Annotated in this window: 12 protein-coding genes; 9 read left to right on the top strand and 3 right to left on the bottom strand. The window is 73.9% G+C overall.

The genetic code is table 11. The features are described 5' to 3' along the window. Positions 1-144: 144 nt before the first annotated feature. From ACH47Z_RS40580 to ACH47Z_RS40570, 3 genes are all read right to left on the bottom strand, one after another. Complete coding sequence (locus ACH47Z_RS40580) at positions 145-1,044, bottom strand: aminoglycoside phosphotransferase family protein (protein ID WP_399083503.1); 900 nt, start codon at positions 1,042-1,044, stop codon at positions 145-147. Between the two features lie 74 nt (positions 1,045-1,118). Continuing rightward, entirely contained in the window at positions 1,119-1,634 is a 516-nt protein-coding gene (locus ACH47Z_RS40575; protein WP_399083500.1) for a ferritin-like domain-containing protein, read from the bottom strand. Further along, positions 1,631-2,140 (bottom strand): hypothetical protein, encoded by a 510-nt coding sequence (locus ACH47Z_RS40570; protein ID WP_399083497.1) that lies wholly within the window; start codon positions 2,138-2,140, stop codon positions 1,631-1,633. The genes ACH47Z_RS40575 and ACH47Z_RS40570 overlap by 4 nt, the downstream gene beginning before the upstream one ends. 233 nt (positions 2,141-2,373) lie before the next feature. On the opposite strand from ACH47Z_RS40570, the gene rimP reads away from it, so the two are divergent. The 9 genes from rimP to ACH47Z_RS40525 all read left to right on the top strand — a co-directional run bounded on the left by rimP (position 2,374) and on the right by ACH47Z_RS40525 (position 14,498). Beyond that, positions 2,374-2,892, top strand: coding sequence for a ribosome maturation factor RimP (gene rimP, locus ACH47Z_RS40565; protein ID WP_399083494.1), 519 nt, complete (start codon positions 2,374-2,376; stop codon positions 2,890-2,892). 2 nt (positions 2,893-2,894) lie between these two features. Continuing rightward, entirely contained in the window at positions 2,895-3,881 is a 987-nt protein-coding gene (nusA, locus tag ACH47Z_RS40560; protein ID WP_399083491.1) for a transcription termination factor NusA, read from the top strand. A 101-nt stretch (positions 3,882-3,982) separates the two neighbouring features. Beyond that, positions 3,983-4,279 (top strand): YlxR family protein, encoded by a 297-nt coding sequence (locus ACH47Z_RS40555; RefSeq protein WP_399083488.1) that lies wholly within the window; start codon positions 3,983-3,985, stop codon positions 4,277-4,279. A gap of 147 nt (positions 4,280-4,426) precedes the next feature. Further along, complete coding sequence (gene infB, locus ACH47Z_RS40550; RefSeq protein WP_399083485.1) at positions 4,427-7,495, top strand: translation initiation factor IF-2; 3,069 nt, start codon at positions 4,427-4,429, stop codon at positions 7,493-7,495. Between the two features lie 194 nt (positions 7,496-7,689). Continuing rightward, on the top strand, positions 7,690-7,983 hold the full coding sequence (locus ACH47Z_RS40545) for a DUF503 domain-containing protein (protein ID WP_399083482.1): 294 nt from the start codon (positions 7,690-7,692) through the stop codon (positions 7,981-7,983). A 64-nt stretch (positions 7,984-8,047) separates the two neighbouring features. After that, positions 8,048-8,500, top strand: coding sequence for a 30S ribosome-binding factor RbfA (rbfA, locus tag ACH47Z_RS40540; protein ID WP_399083479.1), 453 nt, complete (start codon positions 8,048-8,050; stop codon positions 8,498-8,500). Then, complete coding sequence (gene truB / locus ACH47Z_RS40535) at positions 8,497-9,402, top strand: tRNA pseudouridine(55) synthase TruB (RefSeq protein ID WP_399083476.1); 906 nt, start codon at positions 8,497-8,499, stop codon at positions 9,400-9,402. Before rbfA ends, truB begins: the two co-directional genes overlap by 4 nt. 255 nt (positions 9,403-9,657) lie before the next feature. After that, the gene (locus ACH47Z_RS40530) at positions 9,658-13,407 is read left to right on the top strand and encodes a trypsin-like peptidase domain-containing protein (RefSeq protein WP_399083473.1); all 3,750 of its coding nucleotides are present in this window, start codon (positions 9,658-9,660) and stop codon (positions 13,405-13,407) included. A gap of 140 nt (positions 13,408-13,547) precedes the next feature. Continuing rightward, positions 13,548-14,498 carry a bifunctional riboflavin kinase/FAD synthetase gene (locus ACH47Z_RS40525; RefSeq protein ID WP_399083470.1) on the top strand — a complete coding sequence of 317 codons (951 nt, stop codon included), beginning with the start codon at positions 13,548-13,550 and terminating at the stop codon, positions 14,496-14,498. The last annotated feature ends 48 nt before the right edge of the window (positions 14,499-14,546 follow it).

Below are 14,546 nucleotides of genomic sequence, written 5' to 3'. Positions count from 1 at the left end.
GGGGGGGGGGTCGAGTTGCCGCCCCGCGCCCCGGGGGGGCGGGCGGGGGGGGGGGGCGGGGCCCCCCCCCCCCGCGCCCGGCCCTCCCCCCGGGGGGGCCCCCCGGCCCCCCGGGGGGGGGGGGCCCCCCCCACGACCAGCCGGCTAGAGCCACCCGGCGAACTCCAGGAGCAGTTCCGCGTCCTTGTCGCGGCCGACCCTGCGTGCACGCACCCCGGACTCCACCGCCCGGAACAGGGTCCACCCCCGCAACCGGTCCTGATCAACTTCCAGCGACTCCGCGAGCCGCTTGATCCGCCGCCGCACGGTCGCCGCGCCGGACGCCGTCGCGATCAGGTCCTCCACCCGGTCCCGCACCAGACGCGCCAGATCGAAGGCACACTCGCCGACCACCGGATCAGGCCCCACCGCGAGCCACGGCATCCGCTCCCCGGACAGCACCTTGCTCTGCCGGAACGTCCCGTGCAGCAGCCTGTGCTCGGGCGGCGCCGCCACCAGCTCCTCGCGGGCCGTGAGCGCCGCGTCGACCAGGGGCGCCACCTCGGGGTCGGCGTCCGCGCCCGCCCGCATGGCCACCGCCTGCCGCCCGGTGCGCTCGGCGACCGTCTCGAAGACGTGGTCCGCCGGCGGCTCGACCCACAGCCGGCGCAGCGTCCCCGCCGCCTCCAGCAGTGCCTTCGCCTCCGGCAGCGACCGCACCGACACATCCGGGTGCAGCCGCTCCAGCAGCAGCACGCCCTCCTCGCCACCGGCTTCCAGCAGCTGTACGGCGCCCAGGCCGCCCCAGTGCGCCAGCGCCGCCCGCTCGCTCTCCGGGCGGGCCCGGGGCGGGGCCAGCTTCAGCACGGCCGGGGTGCCGTCCGCCCGCCGCACCAGCACCACCAGGCTGCTGCGGCCACCCGGCAGCTGCACCCGCTCCACGGTCAACTCCCGCGCGGCGACGGCCCGTTCGGCGGTCGCGGGCAGTTCGGCCAGCCAGGCGTCGCCGTCCGGCGCCGTCTCACCGAGCGCCCGGATCAGGCGGGGCGGCGGTTCGAAAGCCATGCGCGAGCGTTTCCTTCCAGTTCCGGGTTCAGTCCGGGTCGTTCCTTACGGGCTAGGGGTGCCGGGTCAGCGGGTCACGGTGTCGCCGAGGCGGAGGCCGATGACGTCGTACCGGCCGTCGTACCGGCCGCGCCCGTCCCCTCGGCGGCCCGCTCGGCGAGCCCAGGGAAGGCTACGCTCTCCCCGCTCCAGCGCACCGCGCGCACCGCGGCCTCCCGAAGCGCCCCGGCGGCCGAGCCGCGCCGCGCGCCCGCCGCCGCCCGCACCAGGTCCGCGTACACCCCGGCCAGCCGCTCCTCCAACCGGGCGGCCAGCCGCACTGCGGCCGCCGAGTCCGGCACCGGGAAGGGCAGCGCGTAGGCGGCGTCCGCGGCGACCGGCTGGCCGCCCAGGTCGCGCACCTCGCGGGTCAGCGCGTCCCGCCTGGCCCGGTGGGCGTCCCAGGCCGCCCGCGCCTCGCTCCGGCGGGCCCCGGCGATCCGGCCGCCGACGACGCCGTACCCGTACACCGCCGCGTGCTCGGCCGCCAGCGCCGCCTGCAACGCGGTCAGCTCCGCCTTCTTGGCCTCGTTCTTCGCCTCGTCACTCACTTGGCCCCCTCCGTCAGCAGGTACGCGTGCGTGGCCCCCGCCGCCGCCACCGACGCCAGCAGCCGCGCAAGCTCGCCCGGCACGTCCAGCAGGGCCCTGGCCCGCTGGTCGGCGAGGGTGCGCTCGGCGGTGGCGAGACCGGCGAGGGCGTCCTTCTCGGTGGCCGGGACGGTCGGGACAGGCGCCGGGGAGGCGGAGGACTTCACGGGCGTGGGCGTCGTACCGTCCGCGAACGCCCGGACATGCGCCGCCACCTGGGCCCGCAACGGCCGCAGCCGCTCCGCGAGCCCCGGATGTGCGGCGAGCACGGCGTCGTACCGCGCCAGCAGCCCCCGGCTGTCCTGCGCCGCACGCGCGCGTGCCCGTGCCGTGACCGAGGAGGTGCCGCCGTCACCGGAGTCCGGAGCGGCCGTACAGCCCGCCAGCAGGGCGGCACCGGCGGCAGAGGCGAGCAGGGTTCTTCTGCGCGGCCCCGAGGGGGTGCGCGGCGGCGGGGGGTACGGCACTGCAGACGTCCTCGGGGGGCTCGTACGAACACACGGGCGGCAAGGGGATCCGCCGTGATCACGGTACCCGCGCACTCGTCCCGTGCCACTCACCGGCGCCGGTCGGCCCTTCGTCCACAGGGATCGTCCCGACTTGTCCACAGGCGGACGGCAACACCCCCGGCGACCGGATACCCTTTGACCAGACACGCGACCCATCCCACAACAGCACACGCGGCCGAGGAGTCACCCGGATGAGCACCACCCAGAGCGAGAGGCTGCGAGAGCTGCTGGAACCGCTCGTCACGTCCCAGGGGCTGGATCTCGAAGAGATCGCTGTGGACTCCGTCGGACGCAAGCGGGTGCTGCGTGTGGTTGTCGACTCCGACACCGGAGCGGATCTGGACGCCATCGCCGATGTGAGCCGTGCGCTCTCGGCGAAGCTGGACGAGACCAACGCGATGGGCGACGCGGCGTACGACCTGGAGGTCGGCACCCCCGGCGCGGAGCGCCTCCTCACCGAGCACCGGCACTTCGTGCGCGCCGTCGACCGGCTGGTGAAGTTCCAGCTGGCGGAGGGTGGCGAGCTGGTCGCGCGGATCCTGGACGTGGACGACGAGGGCCTGGACCTGGAGGTCCCCGGGGTCAAGGGCCGCAAGGCCACCACCCGTCGGCTCGCCTTCCCGGAGATCGCCAGGGCGCGCGTGCAGGTCGAGTTCAGCCGCAAGGACAAGACGGACGAGAAAGACATGAAGGAAGAGGAGGAGGCGTAGCCGTGGACATCGACATGAGCGCCCTGCGGGGCTTGGTCAGGGAGAAGGAGATCTCCTTCGACCTGCTGGTCGAGGCGATCGAGTCGGCCCTCCTCATCGCCTACCACCGCACCGAGGGAAGCCGCCGCCACGCGCGCGTCGTGCTCGACAGGAACAGCGGGCACGTGACCGTGTGGGCGAAGGAGGACCCCGAGGACCTGGAGGACGGGCAGGAGCCGCGCGAGTTCGACGACACCCCGTCGGACTTCGGGCGCATCGCCGCCAGCACCGCCAAGCAGGTGATCCTGCAGCGGCTGCGCGACGCGGAGGACGACGCGACCCTCGGCGAGTACGCGGGCCGCGAGGGCGACATCGTCACCGGCGTGGTCCAGCAGGGCCGCGACCCGAAGAACGTGCTGGTCGACATCGGCAAGCTGGAGGCCATCCTGCCGGTGCAGGAGCAGGTTCCGGGGGAGTCGTATCCGCACGGCATGCGGCTGCGGTCGTACGTCGTCCGCGTGGCGAAGGGCGTGCGCGGCCCGTCCGTGACCCTGTCCCGTACGCATCCCAACCTGGTGAAGAAGCTCTTCGCCCTGGAGGTGCCGGAGATCGCCGACGGGTCGGTCGAGATCGCGGCGATCGCCCGCGAGGCCGGTCACCGCACCAAGATCGCCGTACGGTCCACCCGTTCGGGTCTGAACGCCAAGGGCGCCTGCATCGGCCCGATGGGCGGCCGGGTGCGCAACGTGATGGGTGAGCTGAACGGCGAGAAGATCGACATCGTCGACTGGTCGGACGACCCGGCGGAGATGGTGGCGAACGCCCTGTCACCCGCTCGGGTGAGCAAGGTTGAGGTCGTCGACTTCGCCGCCCGCTCCGCCCGGGTGATCGTGCCCGACTACCAGCTGTCGCTGGCGATCGGCAAGGAGGGGCAGAACGCCCGCCTCGCCGCCCGCCTCACCGGCTGGCGCATCGACATCCGCCCGGACACCGAGCAGGCCGGGGAATAGATCTCGGCCGGTAGTCGTTCAGATCACGTCAGTTACAGTGCGGCAACTGTTCGAATCCTCACCCGAAAGGGTGAGGTCGCCGCGGGGAGGTAGACTTAGCTGTGTCTGGCCGGACGCACGCCCGACCATGCCCTGAACGCACCTGTGTGGGGTGCCGGGAGCGGGCGGCCAGGACGGAGCTGCTGCGCATCGTGGCGATCAAGGACGAATGTGTCCCCGATCCTCGCGGTACGCTGCCCGGCCGGGGTGCCTATGTACACCCCGTCCTGGTCTGTCTCGACCAGGCGGTACGTCGCCGGGCGTTCCCGCGGGCACTGCGCGCCCCGGGGCCGCTCGACACAAAGGCGTTGCGCCAGTACGTCGAGCAGACAACAGTTGCCGAGCAGGCAACACCGTAAGACGTGTCGTACGGAACCCCCCGTACGGACTGGTACCTCGCGAGTCGAAAGCAGGTCGAGATTGCGATGAGCACTCGATGAGTACGCGATGAGTACGCCCATGAACTAGCGACGGTCCGGCTTCAACCCGGACCTCAAAGGAGCGAAGTGGCTAAGGTCCGGGTCTACGAACTCGCCAAGGAGTTCGGTGTGGAGAGCAAGGTCGTCATGGCCAAGCTCCAGGAACTCGGTGAATTCGTCCGTTCGGCGTCTTCGACGATCGAAGCGCCGGTTGTACGCAAGCTGACCGACGCCTTCCAGGGTGGCTCCGGCAAGTCCGCCGGCAAGCCCGCCCCGCGCAAGGCTGCCCCCAAGCCCGCCGCGCCCTCCCCGGTGCAGGCGGCACGTCCGGCTGCCCCGAGGCCGGCAGCCCCCAAGCCTCCGACGGCGCCCGCTGCCCAGCAGCCGGCTGCTCCGTCGGCCCCCATGGCGCCCGCGCCGGCCCCCGGCCCGCGTCCGGTGCCGGGTCCCAAGCCCGCGCCGCGTCCGGCCCCGGCCGCCCCGGAGTTCACCGCTCCGCCGGCCGCCCCGGCCGCCCAGACCCCGCAGGCTCCGGCCGCGCAGGGTCCGCGTCCCGGCGCCCGTCCGGGTGCCCCGAAGCCCGGTGGCTCCCGTCCGGGTGGTCCCGGTCAGGGTCAGGCCCGTCCGGGGCAGGGTGCCCCGCGTCCCGGTGGCCAGGCCCCGCGTCCGGGTGCCCGTCCGGCCGGTCCGCGTCCGGGTAACAACCCCTTCACCTCCGGTGGCTCCACCGGCATGGCCCGCCCGCAGGCCCCGCGCCCGCAGGGCGGCCCGCGCCCGGGTGGTCCGGGTGCCCCCGGCGCCGGCCCCCGTCCGCAGGCGCCCGGTCAGCAGGGTGGCGGTCCGCGTCCGCAGGCTCCGGGCGGTTCCCGTCCGTCGCCCGCCGGCATGCCCCGCCCGCAGGGCGGCCCGCGTCCCGGCCCGGCCGGTCCGCGTCCGAACCCCGGCATGATGCCGCAGCGTCCCGCTGCCGGCCCGCGTCCCGGCGGCGGTGGTCCCGGTGGCCGCGGTCCTGGTGGTGGCGGTCGTCCCGGTGGCGGCGGCGGTCGTCCGGGTGGCGGCGGCTTCGCCCGTCCCGGTGGCGGCGGTGGCGGCTTCGCCGGTCGTCCCGCTGGTCCCGGTGGCGCCGGCGGTGGCGGTGGCTTCGCCGGTCGTCCGGGTGGTCCCGGCGGTGGCGGCGGTGGCCGTCCCGGCTTCGGCGGCCGTCCCGGCGGTCCCGGTGGCCGCGGTGGCACGCAGGGTGCCTTCGGCCGTCCCGGCGGTCCCGCGCGTCGCGGTCGCAAGTCGAAGCGGCAGCGTCGCCAGGAGTACGAGGCCATGCAGGCCCCGAGCGTCGGCGGCGTGATGCTGCCGCGCGGCAACGGCGAGACCATCCGTCTCTCCCGCGGCGCGTCGCTCACCGACTTCGCGGAGAAGATCAACGCCAACCCGGCGTCGCTCGTCGCGGTCATGATGAACCTCGGCGAGATGGTCACCGCGACCCAGTCCGTCTCCGACGACACCCTGCAGCTCCTCGCCGGCGAGATGAACTACACGGTTCAGATCGTCAGCCCCGAGGAGGAGGACCGCGAGCTGCTCGAGTCCTTCGACATCGAGTTCGGCGAGGACGAGGGCGACGAGGAGGACCTGGTGGTCCGTCCGCCGGTCGTCACCGTCATGGGTCACGTCGACCACGGTAAGACCCGACTGCTCGACGCCATCCGCAAGACGAACGTCATCGCGGGCGAGGCCGGCGGCATCACCCAGCACATCGGTGCCTACCAGGTCTCGACCGAGGTCAACGACGAAGAGCGCAGGATCACCTTCATCGACACCCCGGGTCACGAGGCGTTCACCGCCATGCGTGCCCGTGGTGCGAAGTCGACCGACATCGCGATCCTGGTCGTCGCGGCCAACGACGGCGTCATGCCGCAGACGGTCGAGGCGCTCAACCACGCCAAGGCGGCCGACGTCCCGATCGTCGTCGCGGTCAACAAGATCGACGTCGAGGGTGCCGACCCGACCAAGGTGCGCGGTCAGCTGACCGAGTACGGCCTGGTGGCCGAGGAGTACGGCGGCGACACGATGTTCGTCGACATCTCCGCCAAGCAGGGTCTGCACATCGACTCGCTGCTGGAGGCCGTGGTCCTCACCGCGGACGCCTCGCTCGACCTGCGGGCCAACCCGGCCCAGGACGCGCAGGGCATCTCGATCGAGTCCCGTCTCGACCGCGGCCGCGGTGCCGTGGCGACGGTCCTCGTCCAGCGAGGCACCCTGCGGGTCGGCGACACGATGGTCGTGGGCGACGCCTACGGCCGCGTGCGCGCCATGCTCGACGACAACGGCAACAACGTCGCCGAGGCGGGCCCGTCGACGCCGGTCCAGGTCCTGGGCCTGACCAACGTCCCGGGTGCGGGCGACAACTTCCTGGTGGTCGACGAGGACCGTACGGCCCGTCAGATCGCCGAGAAGCGTGCTGCCCGTGAGCGCAACGCGGCCTTCGCCAAGCGCACGCGCCGTGTGTCGCTCGAGGACCTGGACAAGGTGCTCAAGGCCGGCGAGGTCCAGCAGCTGAACCTGATCATCAAGGGTGACGCTTCTGGTTCCGTCGAGGCGCTCGAGTCGTCCCTGCTCCAGCTGGACGTCGGCGAAGAGGTCGACATCCGCGTCCTGCACCGCGGCGTCGGTGCGGTCACGGAGTCCGACATCGACCTGGCGATGGGCTCCGACGCCATCGTGATCGGCTTCAACGTCCGCGCGGCCGGCCGCGCGGCGCAGATGGCCGAGCGCGAGGGCGTGGACGTCCGGTACTACTCGGTCATCTACCAGGCGATCGAGGAGATCGAGGCGGCCCTCAAGGGCATGCTCAAGCCGGAGTACGAGGAGGTCGAGCTCGGTACGGCGGAGATCCGCGAGGTCTTCAAGTCGTCCAAGCTGGGCAACATCGCCGGTGTCCTCATCCGCTCGGGCGAGGTCAAGCGCAACACCAAGGCGCGCCTCATCCGCGACGGCAAGGTGGTCGCGGAGAACCTCAACATCGAGGGCCTGCGTCGCTTCAAGGACGACGTCACCGAGATTCGCGAAGGTTACGAGGGCGGTATCAACCTCGGTAACTACAACGACATCAAGATCGACGACGTCATCGCGACGTACGAGATGCGGGAGAAGCCGCGGGCGTAACGGCCGACGGTTTCCGAAGCTGGCCGGCGGGATCTCGGTCCCGCCGGCCAGCTTGCCGTTCCCACGGGCCGCGCGGCCCACGGCACCGAAACCCTGTCGAGCCACCGGCAGGTACGCGGTACCGTTCTTGATGTCCCCGGCCGCACGGCCAAGGGGCCATCGATCCCGTACCGGCGGGTGAACCGGCTACACACATGTACGTGGGGACTCTGTCCTTCGACCTCCTCCTCGGCGACGTCCATTCGCTGAAGGAGAAGCGCTCCGTCGTCCGCCCGATCGTCGCCGAACTCCAGCGGAAGTACGCGGTCAGCGCGGCCGAGGTGGACCACATGAACCTCCATCGCAGGGCCTGTATCGGCCTGGCGATGGTCTCCGGCGACGCGGGGCACCTGAGCGACGTACTCGACCGGTGCGAACGGCTGGTCGCCGGCCGCCCGGAGGTGGAGCTGCTGTCGGTCCGACGCCGCTTCCACGGCGAGGACGACTGAAGACGACCGACGCCGACCAGAACACAGCAACACAAGCAGAAGAACAAGAACGGGAGACGGAGCAGTGGCCGACAACGCGCGGGCGAAAAGGCTGGCGGACCTCATCCGAGAGGTGGTGGCCCAGAAGCTGCAGCGCGGGATCAAGGACCCGCGGCTCGGCACGCACGTCACCATCACGGACACCCGGGTCACGGGTGACCTGCGGGAGGCGACCGTCTTCTACACGGTCTACGGGGACGACGAGGAGCGGAAGTCCGCCGCCGCGGGCCTGGAGAGCGCCAAGGGCATCCTGCGCTCCGAGGTCGGCCGTGCGGCGGGCGTGAAGTTCACGCCGACCCTCACCTTCGTCGCGGACGCCCTGCCGGACACCGCCCGGACCATCGAGGACCTCCTCGACCGGGCCCGGCAGTCCGACGCGGCCGTGCGGGAGGCGTCCGCGGGCGCCGCGTACGCCGGCGAGGCGGACCCGTACAAGAAGCCGGGTTCCGACGAGGAGACGGACGACAGCGCCGAATGACCAGCAAGCCCACCCCGCCCGACGGCCTCGTCATCGTCGACAAGCCGTCGGGCTTCACTTCGCACGACGTGGTCGCCAAGATGCGCGGGATCGCCCGGACCCGCCGCGTCGGCCACGCCGGCACCCTCGACCCGATGGCGACCGGTGTCCTGGTCCTCGGCATCGAGCGCGCCACCAAGCTGCTCGGGCACCTCGCGCTGACCGAGAAGGAGTACCTGGGCACCGTCCGCCTGGGCCAGAACACGGTCACCGACGACGCCGAGGGCGAGATCACCTCGTCCACCGACGCCTCCAAGGTCACCCGGGACGCCATCGACGCCGGCATCGCCAAGCTGACCGGCGACATCATGCAGGTGCCGTCCAAGGTCAGCGCCATCAAGATCGACGGCGTACGGTCGTACAAGCGGGCCCGCGAGGGCGAGGACTTCGAGATCCCCGCCCGCCCGGTGACGGTCTCCTCCTTCACGGTGTACGACGTCCGGGACGCGGTCGCCGAGGACGGCACCCAGGTCCTCGACCTGGTCGTCTCGGTCGTCTGCTCCTCCGGCACCTACATCCGCGCCCTCGCCCGTGACCTGGGCGCCGGCCTCGGTGTCGGCGGCCACCTCACCGCGCTGCGCCGTACGCGCGTCGGGCCGTACAAGATCGATTCGGCGAAGACGCTGGACCAGCTCCAGCAGGAGCTGACGGTGATGCCGATCGCGGAGGCCGCAACGGCCGCGTTCCCGCGCTGGCAGGTGGACGCCCGGCGCGCCCGGCTGCTGCTGAACGGCGTCCGGCTGGAGATGCCCGACGCGTACGCGGGCGCCGGTCCCGTGGCCGTCTTCGACGGCGAGGGCCGCTTCCTGGCGCTCGTCGAGGAGCAGAAGGGCAAGGCCAAGAGCCTGGCCGTCTTCGGCTGAGACGGATGCGCGCGTGTCGCCCGTGGAGCGGCGGCCGGCCACGGGGTGGGCCCCTGCCGCCGCTCCACGGTCCCCCCTCGGTTCCCCCATCCCTAGGGTTATCCAGCGGCACCCGCCTATTCACCCGTCCGGGCAGGCGCTCGGAGTGAACCGGGGGAGCGGACGGGGGCGCGTTCGCCACGCGATCTGTCCCGCCGATCACCGCGCGCCTACCGTCGTACCCAGGGCACGGGGTAAGGGCGGGGAGGTACGGCCATGGCGGGACGGGGCCCGCACACCGGAGCGGGACGGGACCCGCGCACCGGAAGCGGTCGCCGGGAGCCGGCGGACGGTACGCGGGAACGGGACACGGCGGACGGCACCGGCCGCCCCGCCACCCCGCCCCCCACTCCCGCGCTCGTCCAGATCCGCGACCTGGCCGGCCGCCCCCGGGGCCTCGGTTTCCTCGCCGATCACGACGGCACCCTGCTCACCAGCCACGAGGCCGTCGACGGTCTGCCCCGGCTCGTACTGCACGCCGCGGACGACGCCGCGGGCGAGCGCGTGTGCGTGGTCGACGCCTCGGCCGTCACCCCGCTGCCCGCCCGTGACCTGGCCCTGGTCCGCACCGACGGGCTGGGCCTGGCCCCGCTGCCGCTGACCGTGCGGGAGCGGATCGACGCCGGGACGTACGTACGGCTCCCCGCGGGCTGCTGGCGTCAGGCGCGGGTACTGGGCGCCACCGAGGTGACGTACACCGCCACCGACCGCTTCCACCTCCTCCAGGACGCGCTGGAACTGGCCATCGGCACCGCCGGCCGGGACGCGCTGCGGCTCGGCGGCGGGGCGGCGGGCGGCCCGGTGCTGGACGCGGTGACCGGCGCGGTCCTCGGCGTCGTCGGCACGGCCCTGCACTCCGCGCACAGCGACGCGGGCTTCGCGGTCCCGCTGCGGCCCGCCGACGGCCCCCTCGGCGAGCTGCTCGCCCGCAACGCGGCGACCGTGCCCGCGTACGGCGCCGACCTCAACCCGGCCGGCATCCTGGAGCTGACGGCCACCTCGGTCGGCCAGGACGGCCCGCACACCGGCCTCGCGGGAGCCCGGGAGCCGGTCGAACGCGCGTGCGTGGCAAGGGAGTTGGCGGCCTTCACGGAAGGCGACCGGACGGTGCTGGCACTCGTCGGCGCCCCGGGCAGCGGCCGTACGACGGAACTCGCGGCCCTCGCCGCCCGCCGCACCCGGGGTGACCGGCCCGCCCCCACGCTGTGGCTGCGCGGCGCGGATCTGGCGGACACCGACGACTCGGTGGCCGACGCCGCCCGCCGCACCCTGGAGCGGGCCGCCCGGATCATCGCCGCCGCACACGGTGCCCACCCCACCGACCTCGGCGACCACACCCCCGAGCACCTGGCCCGCCTCGCCGCGACATCCGGCCGCCCCCTGCTCCTCCTCCTCGACGGCCCCGAGGAAATGCCCCCCGTCCTCGCCCACCGCCTGCCCGACTGGACCCGGGGCACCGCCGACTGGCTCCGCGAGACCGATGCCCGGCTGGTGGTGGCCTGCCGCGAGGAGTACTGGGAACGGGCAGGGGCGGGATTCCCGGCGGACCTGCTGTATGCGCCGACCGGGGGCGCGGGTCAGGCGGCCGGTCCCGCGGCTCAGACCGGTCCCGCGCCCTGGGCAGCCGCCCCTGCCGCCGGCCCCGGACCCCGGGCCGCCACCGCAGCTACGACCGGAATCGCAGCCGAATCCGCTTTCGCCGTACGGCCCGCCTCCACCGCCGCCACCGCGCCCACTCCCGCTGTCGCAGCAGCCGTCGCCGCATCCGCCCCCGCCCCGCTCCTCCCGCCCTGCGTCCGCCTCACCCCCCTCACCCCCGACGAGGCCCGCCGAGCCCGTGCCCGCTACGACATCCCCGACGGTGCCCTCATCGACCGCGACGCGGGCCACCCGCTCACCCTCCGGCTGCTGTCCGAGGTCCGTGCGGCGGTGCCGGACGCGGTGGTTGCCGGGCCTGTCGACCGGCATGAGGTGTTCGCCGCCCACCTCGACCTGATGTGCCTGCGCATCGCGGTGCGCCTCGCCGCCGAGAGCGGCGGACCGCGGGGCACCGCCGTACGGCGGCTCGCCGCGCGCGTGGCCGGTCAGGTGCACGAGGCCGCGCGGCGCAGCCTCGGGCCGGGGCAGGGCGAGCTGGACCGGGAGTCGTTCGAGGCGGTGTTCCCCTGGGGGCCCGCCCCGGCCCGGCTCGGCGGCGGTACCGGGTGGGCGTCCGCCGTCCTCACCGAGGGCCTGCTCGTCCCGGCCGGCATCGGCTACCGCTTCGCGCACGAGGAGCTGGCCGACTGGATCCAGGGCATGCACCTCGACCTGGACGAGGCCCTGCACGCCCTCGTCCACCGCCCCCGCGCCCCCCGGCAGCCGGCCCCCGTGCCCGTCCCGCACCATCGCGTCGGCCCCGTCGTGCAGGCCCTGCTGCTCCTCGCCCGCCAGCACGGATCACGCCAACTCGCCGCGCGGCTGCGGGACTTGACCGACGCCCTGGACCGGGACCCTGGCTCCTGGTGGGCCGCCCGGCTGCTCGCCCGTACTCTCCACCAGGTCCCGGACGCGACGCCATACACCGAGGTGCTGCGCCTGCTCGCCGACCGGATCGTGGCCTGGCGGCGGGCGCAGCGGCCCGTACCGGCCGAGTTCGCACCCGCCTTCTGGACCGAGCTGCCGCTCCCGGACGCCGAGCGGCTCGATCTGCTGCGCCGCCTGGTGCTGGCCGACCGGACGCCTCCTGAGCCCGGTGGACGGTACCTCGACGCCGTCGCCCGGCTGCTCGCCGCCGCACCCGGCGTCGTACAGCCGGAGCTGATCCGCTGGTTCGACGACGAACGGCCGTTGCCCGCGACCCCGCACGCCACCGTCGCGACCGCCGCGCAGGCGCTGCTGCACACCCACCGGCACGGCGCGCTGGACCACCTCACCGACCTCCTGGCGGCCGCCGCCCACCGGCGCGCCGGCGAGCTGCTCGCCACGCTCGCCGAGGACGAGCCGTCGGCCGTGTGCCGGGCCGTCGACCGCTGGGCGCACGACGAGCGTCCCGCGCGCCGGGCGGCGGCCGTGGCGCTCGCGCTGCGCGCGGCCCCGCACGCGCGCGTGGAGGCCGACCGCGAGCTGCTGCGCCACAGCGCGCTCGCCCTGCTCGCCCGCCCCGCCGACCGCACCCTGCACGGCGGCGCCCTCGCCCTGCTGGTCCACGACCCGCACACCCGGGACCGGCACCTGCCCGAGGCCCTGCGGCACTTCGCCGACGGAGACCCGCACATCCCGCCCGGCGCCCTGGCCCCCGCCCTCGCCACCCACCCGGACCCGGTCCTGGAGGCGTTCGCCGGCCGCCTGCGCGCCCCGGACGCGGGGGACGCCCTGCGCACCCTCTTCGAGGCGACCACCCCGGCCCTGGCCCGCCGGGTCGCCGACCTCACCAACGAGGCGGTACGGCAGCGCCCGGAGACCGTGGGACACCTCGCCGGCACGCTGGCCGCCCACGTCGACCGCCGGCTCGAGGCGGGCCCCACCGCCCGCCCCGTCCTGCTGCCCCTCGTCACCGGCCTGCTCGACGACGGCCACGGCCCCGAACCGCTCCGCGCCGCCCTCGCCGCCGTACTCGCCGCCGCGGGCACCCCAGCCTCCCGCCCGCTGCGCCGCGAGCTGCTGGAGGTCCTTCTGGCGCGGGAACAGGACCCGTCCGTCCTGGACGCCGTCCTGCACGCGGCGGCCGCGCCCGGCGAACGCGGGGAACGCGGAGAGGAGGAGATCCGCGGGCTCGTCCACCGCACCGGCCTGCTCCTGGTCCGCACCCCCGAGGGCGCCACCCGCTTCGACCGCGGCCTGGTCGACCTGGGCCGGCACGTGCCCGGCTTCGCCACGCTGATGGCCCGCTGGCTCACCGACACCCCGGACGACTGGGCCGCCGTGGTGGGCCCCAGCACCCGCCGCACGCTGGAGAGCCTGGCGGGCGTCCGCGTGCCGGCGTGACAGGCAGCGGAGGGTTGTCGCGGACGTGCGCCCGGTCACAGCCCCGACACCGATGCGGGCCAGGGGCACCCGGCATGGCACCCTTAGACCTGCGCAAGTCTTGAGAGTCAATACGGACACGGGTTCGAGGAGCGGTCACAGTGCAGCGCTGGCGTGGCTTGGAGGACATCCCCCAGGACTGGGGGCGCAGCGTCGTCACCATCGGTTCCTACGACGGCGTCCACCGCGGCCACCAGCTGATCATCAAGCATGCCGTGGACCGCGCCCGCGAGCTGGGTGTGCCGGCCGTCGTGGTCACCTTCGACCCGCACCCCAGCGAGGTCGTCCGCCCCGGCAGCCACCCGCCGCTGCTGGCCCCGCACCACCGCCGCGCCGAGCTGATGGCGGAGCTGGGCGTGGACGCGGTGCTCATCCTCCCCTTCACCACCGAGTTCTCGAAGCTGTCGCCCGCCGACTTCGTCGTGAAGGTCCTGGTGGACAAGCTGCACGCCAAGGCGGTCGTGGAAGGCCCCAACTTCCGCTTCGGCCACAAGGCGGCCGGCAACGTCGAGTTCCTCGCCGAGCAGGGCAAGACGTACGACTTCGAGGTCGAGGTCGTCGACCTGTACGTCACCGGTGACGCGGGCGGCGGCAAGCCGTTCTCCTCGACGCTGACCCGCTGCCTGGTCGCCGAGGGCGACGTCGAGGGCGCCCGCGAGATCCTGGGCCGCCCGCACCGCGTCGAGGGCGTGGTCGTACGCGGCGCCCAGCGGGGGAGGGAGCTGGGCTTCCCCACCGCCAACGTGGAGACCCTGCCCCACACCGCCATCCCGGCCGACGGCGTCTACGCCGGCTATCTGCACGCGCAGGGCGAGATCATGCCGGCCGCGATCTCGGTCGGCACGAACCCGCAGTTCGACGGCACCGAGCGCACGGTGGAGGCGTACGCCATCGACCGCGTCGGCCTCGACCTGTACGGCCTGCACGTCGCCGTCGACTTCCTCGCCTACGTGCGCGGCCAGGCGAAGTTCGACTCGCTGGACGCCCTGCTGGAGCAGATGGCCGTGGATGTGAAGCGGTGCCGCGAGATCGTGGCGGCGGAGCAGGAGTAGTACTCCCGTCTGTGGTCATGTGACACGAAAGGGCGGCCGGTGCTCATC

The sequence above is a fragment of the Streptomyces sp. NPDC020192 genome (genome assembly GCF_044388685.1).
In the GTDB taxonomy this organism is placed as follows: domain Bacteria; phylum Actinomycetota; class Actinomycetes; order Streptomycetales; family Streptomycetaceae; genus Streptomyces.
The sequence above is the reverse complement of the archived record's forward strand: the minus strand, read 5'-3'. Positions and strand labels throughout refer to the sequence as shown.

What these genes read in the sequence shown, in the direction of transcription:
- ACH47Z_RS40580 (WP_399083503.1), bottom strand. Translation starts at nt 1,044, where the DNA reads ATGGCTTTCGAACCGCCGCCCCGCCTGATCCGGGCGCTCGGTGAGACG.
- rimP (WP_399083494.1), top strand. Translation starts at nt 2,374, where the DNA reads ATGAGCACCACCCAGAGCGAGAGGCTGCGAGAGCTGCTGGAACCGCTC.
- ACH47Z_RS40545 (WP_399083482.1), top strand. Translation starts at nt 7,690, where the DNA reads ATGTACGTGGGGACTCTGTCCTTCGACCTCCTCCTCGGCGACGTCCAT.
- truB (WP_399083476.1), top strand. Translation starts at nt 8,497, where the DNA reads ATGACCAGCAAGCCCACCCCGCCCGACGGCCTCGTCATCGTCGACAAG.
- ACH47Z_RS40530 (WP_399083473.1), top strand. Translation starts at nt 9,658, where the DNA reads ATGGCGGGACGGGGCCCGCACACCGGAGCGGGACGGGACCCGCGCACC.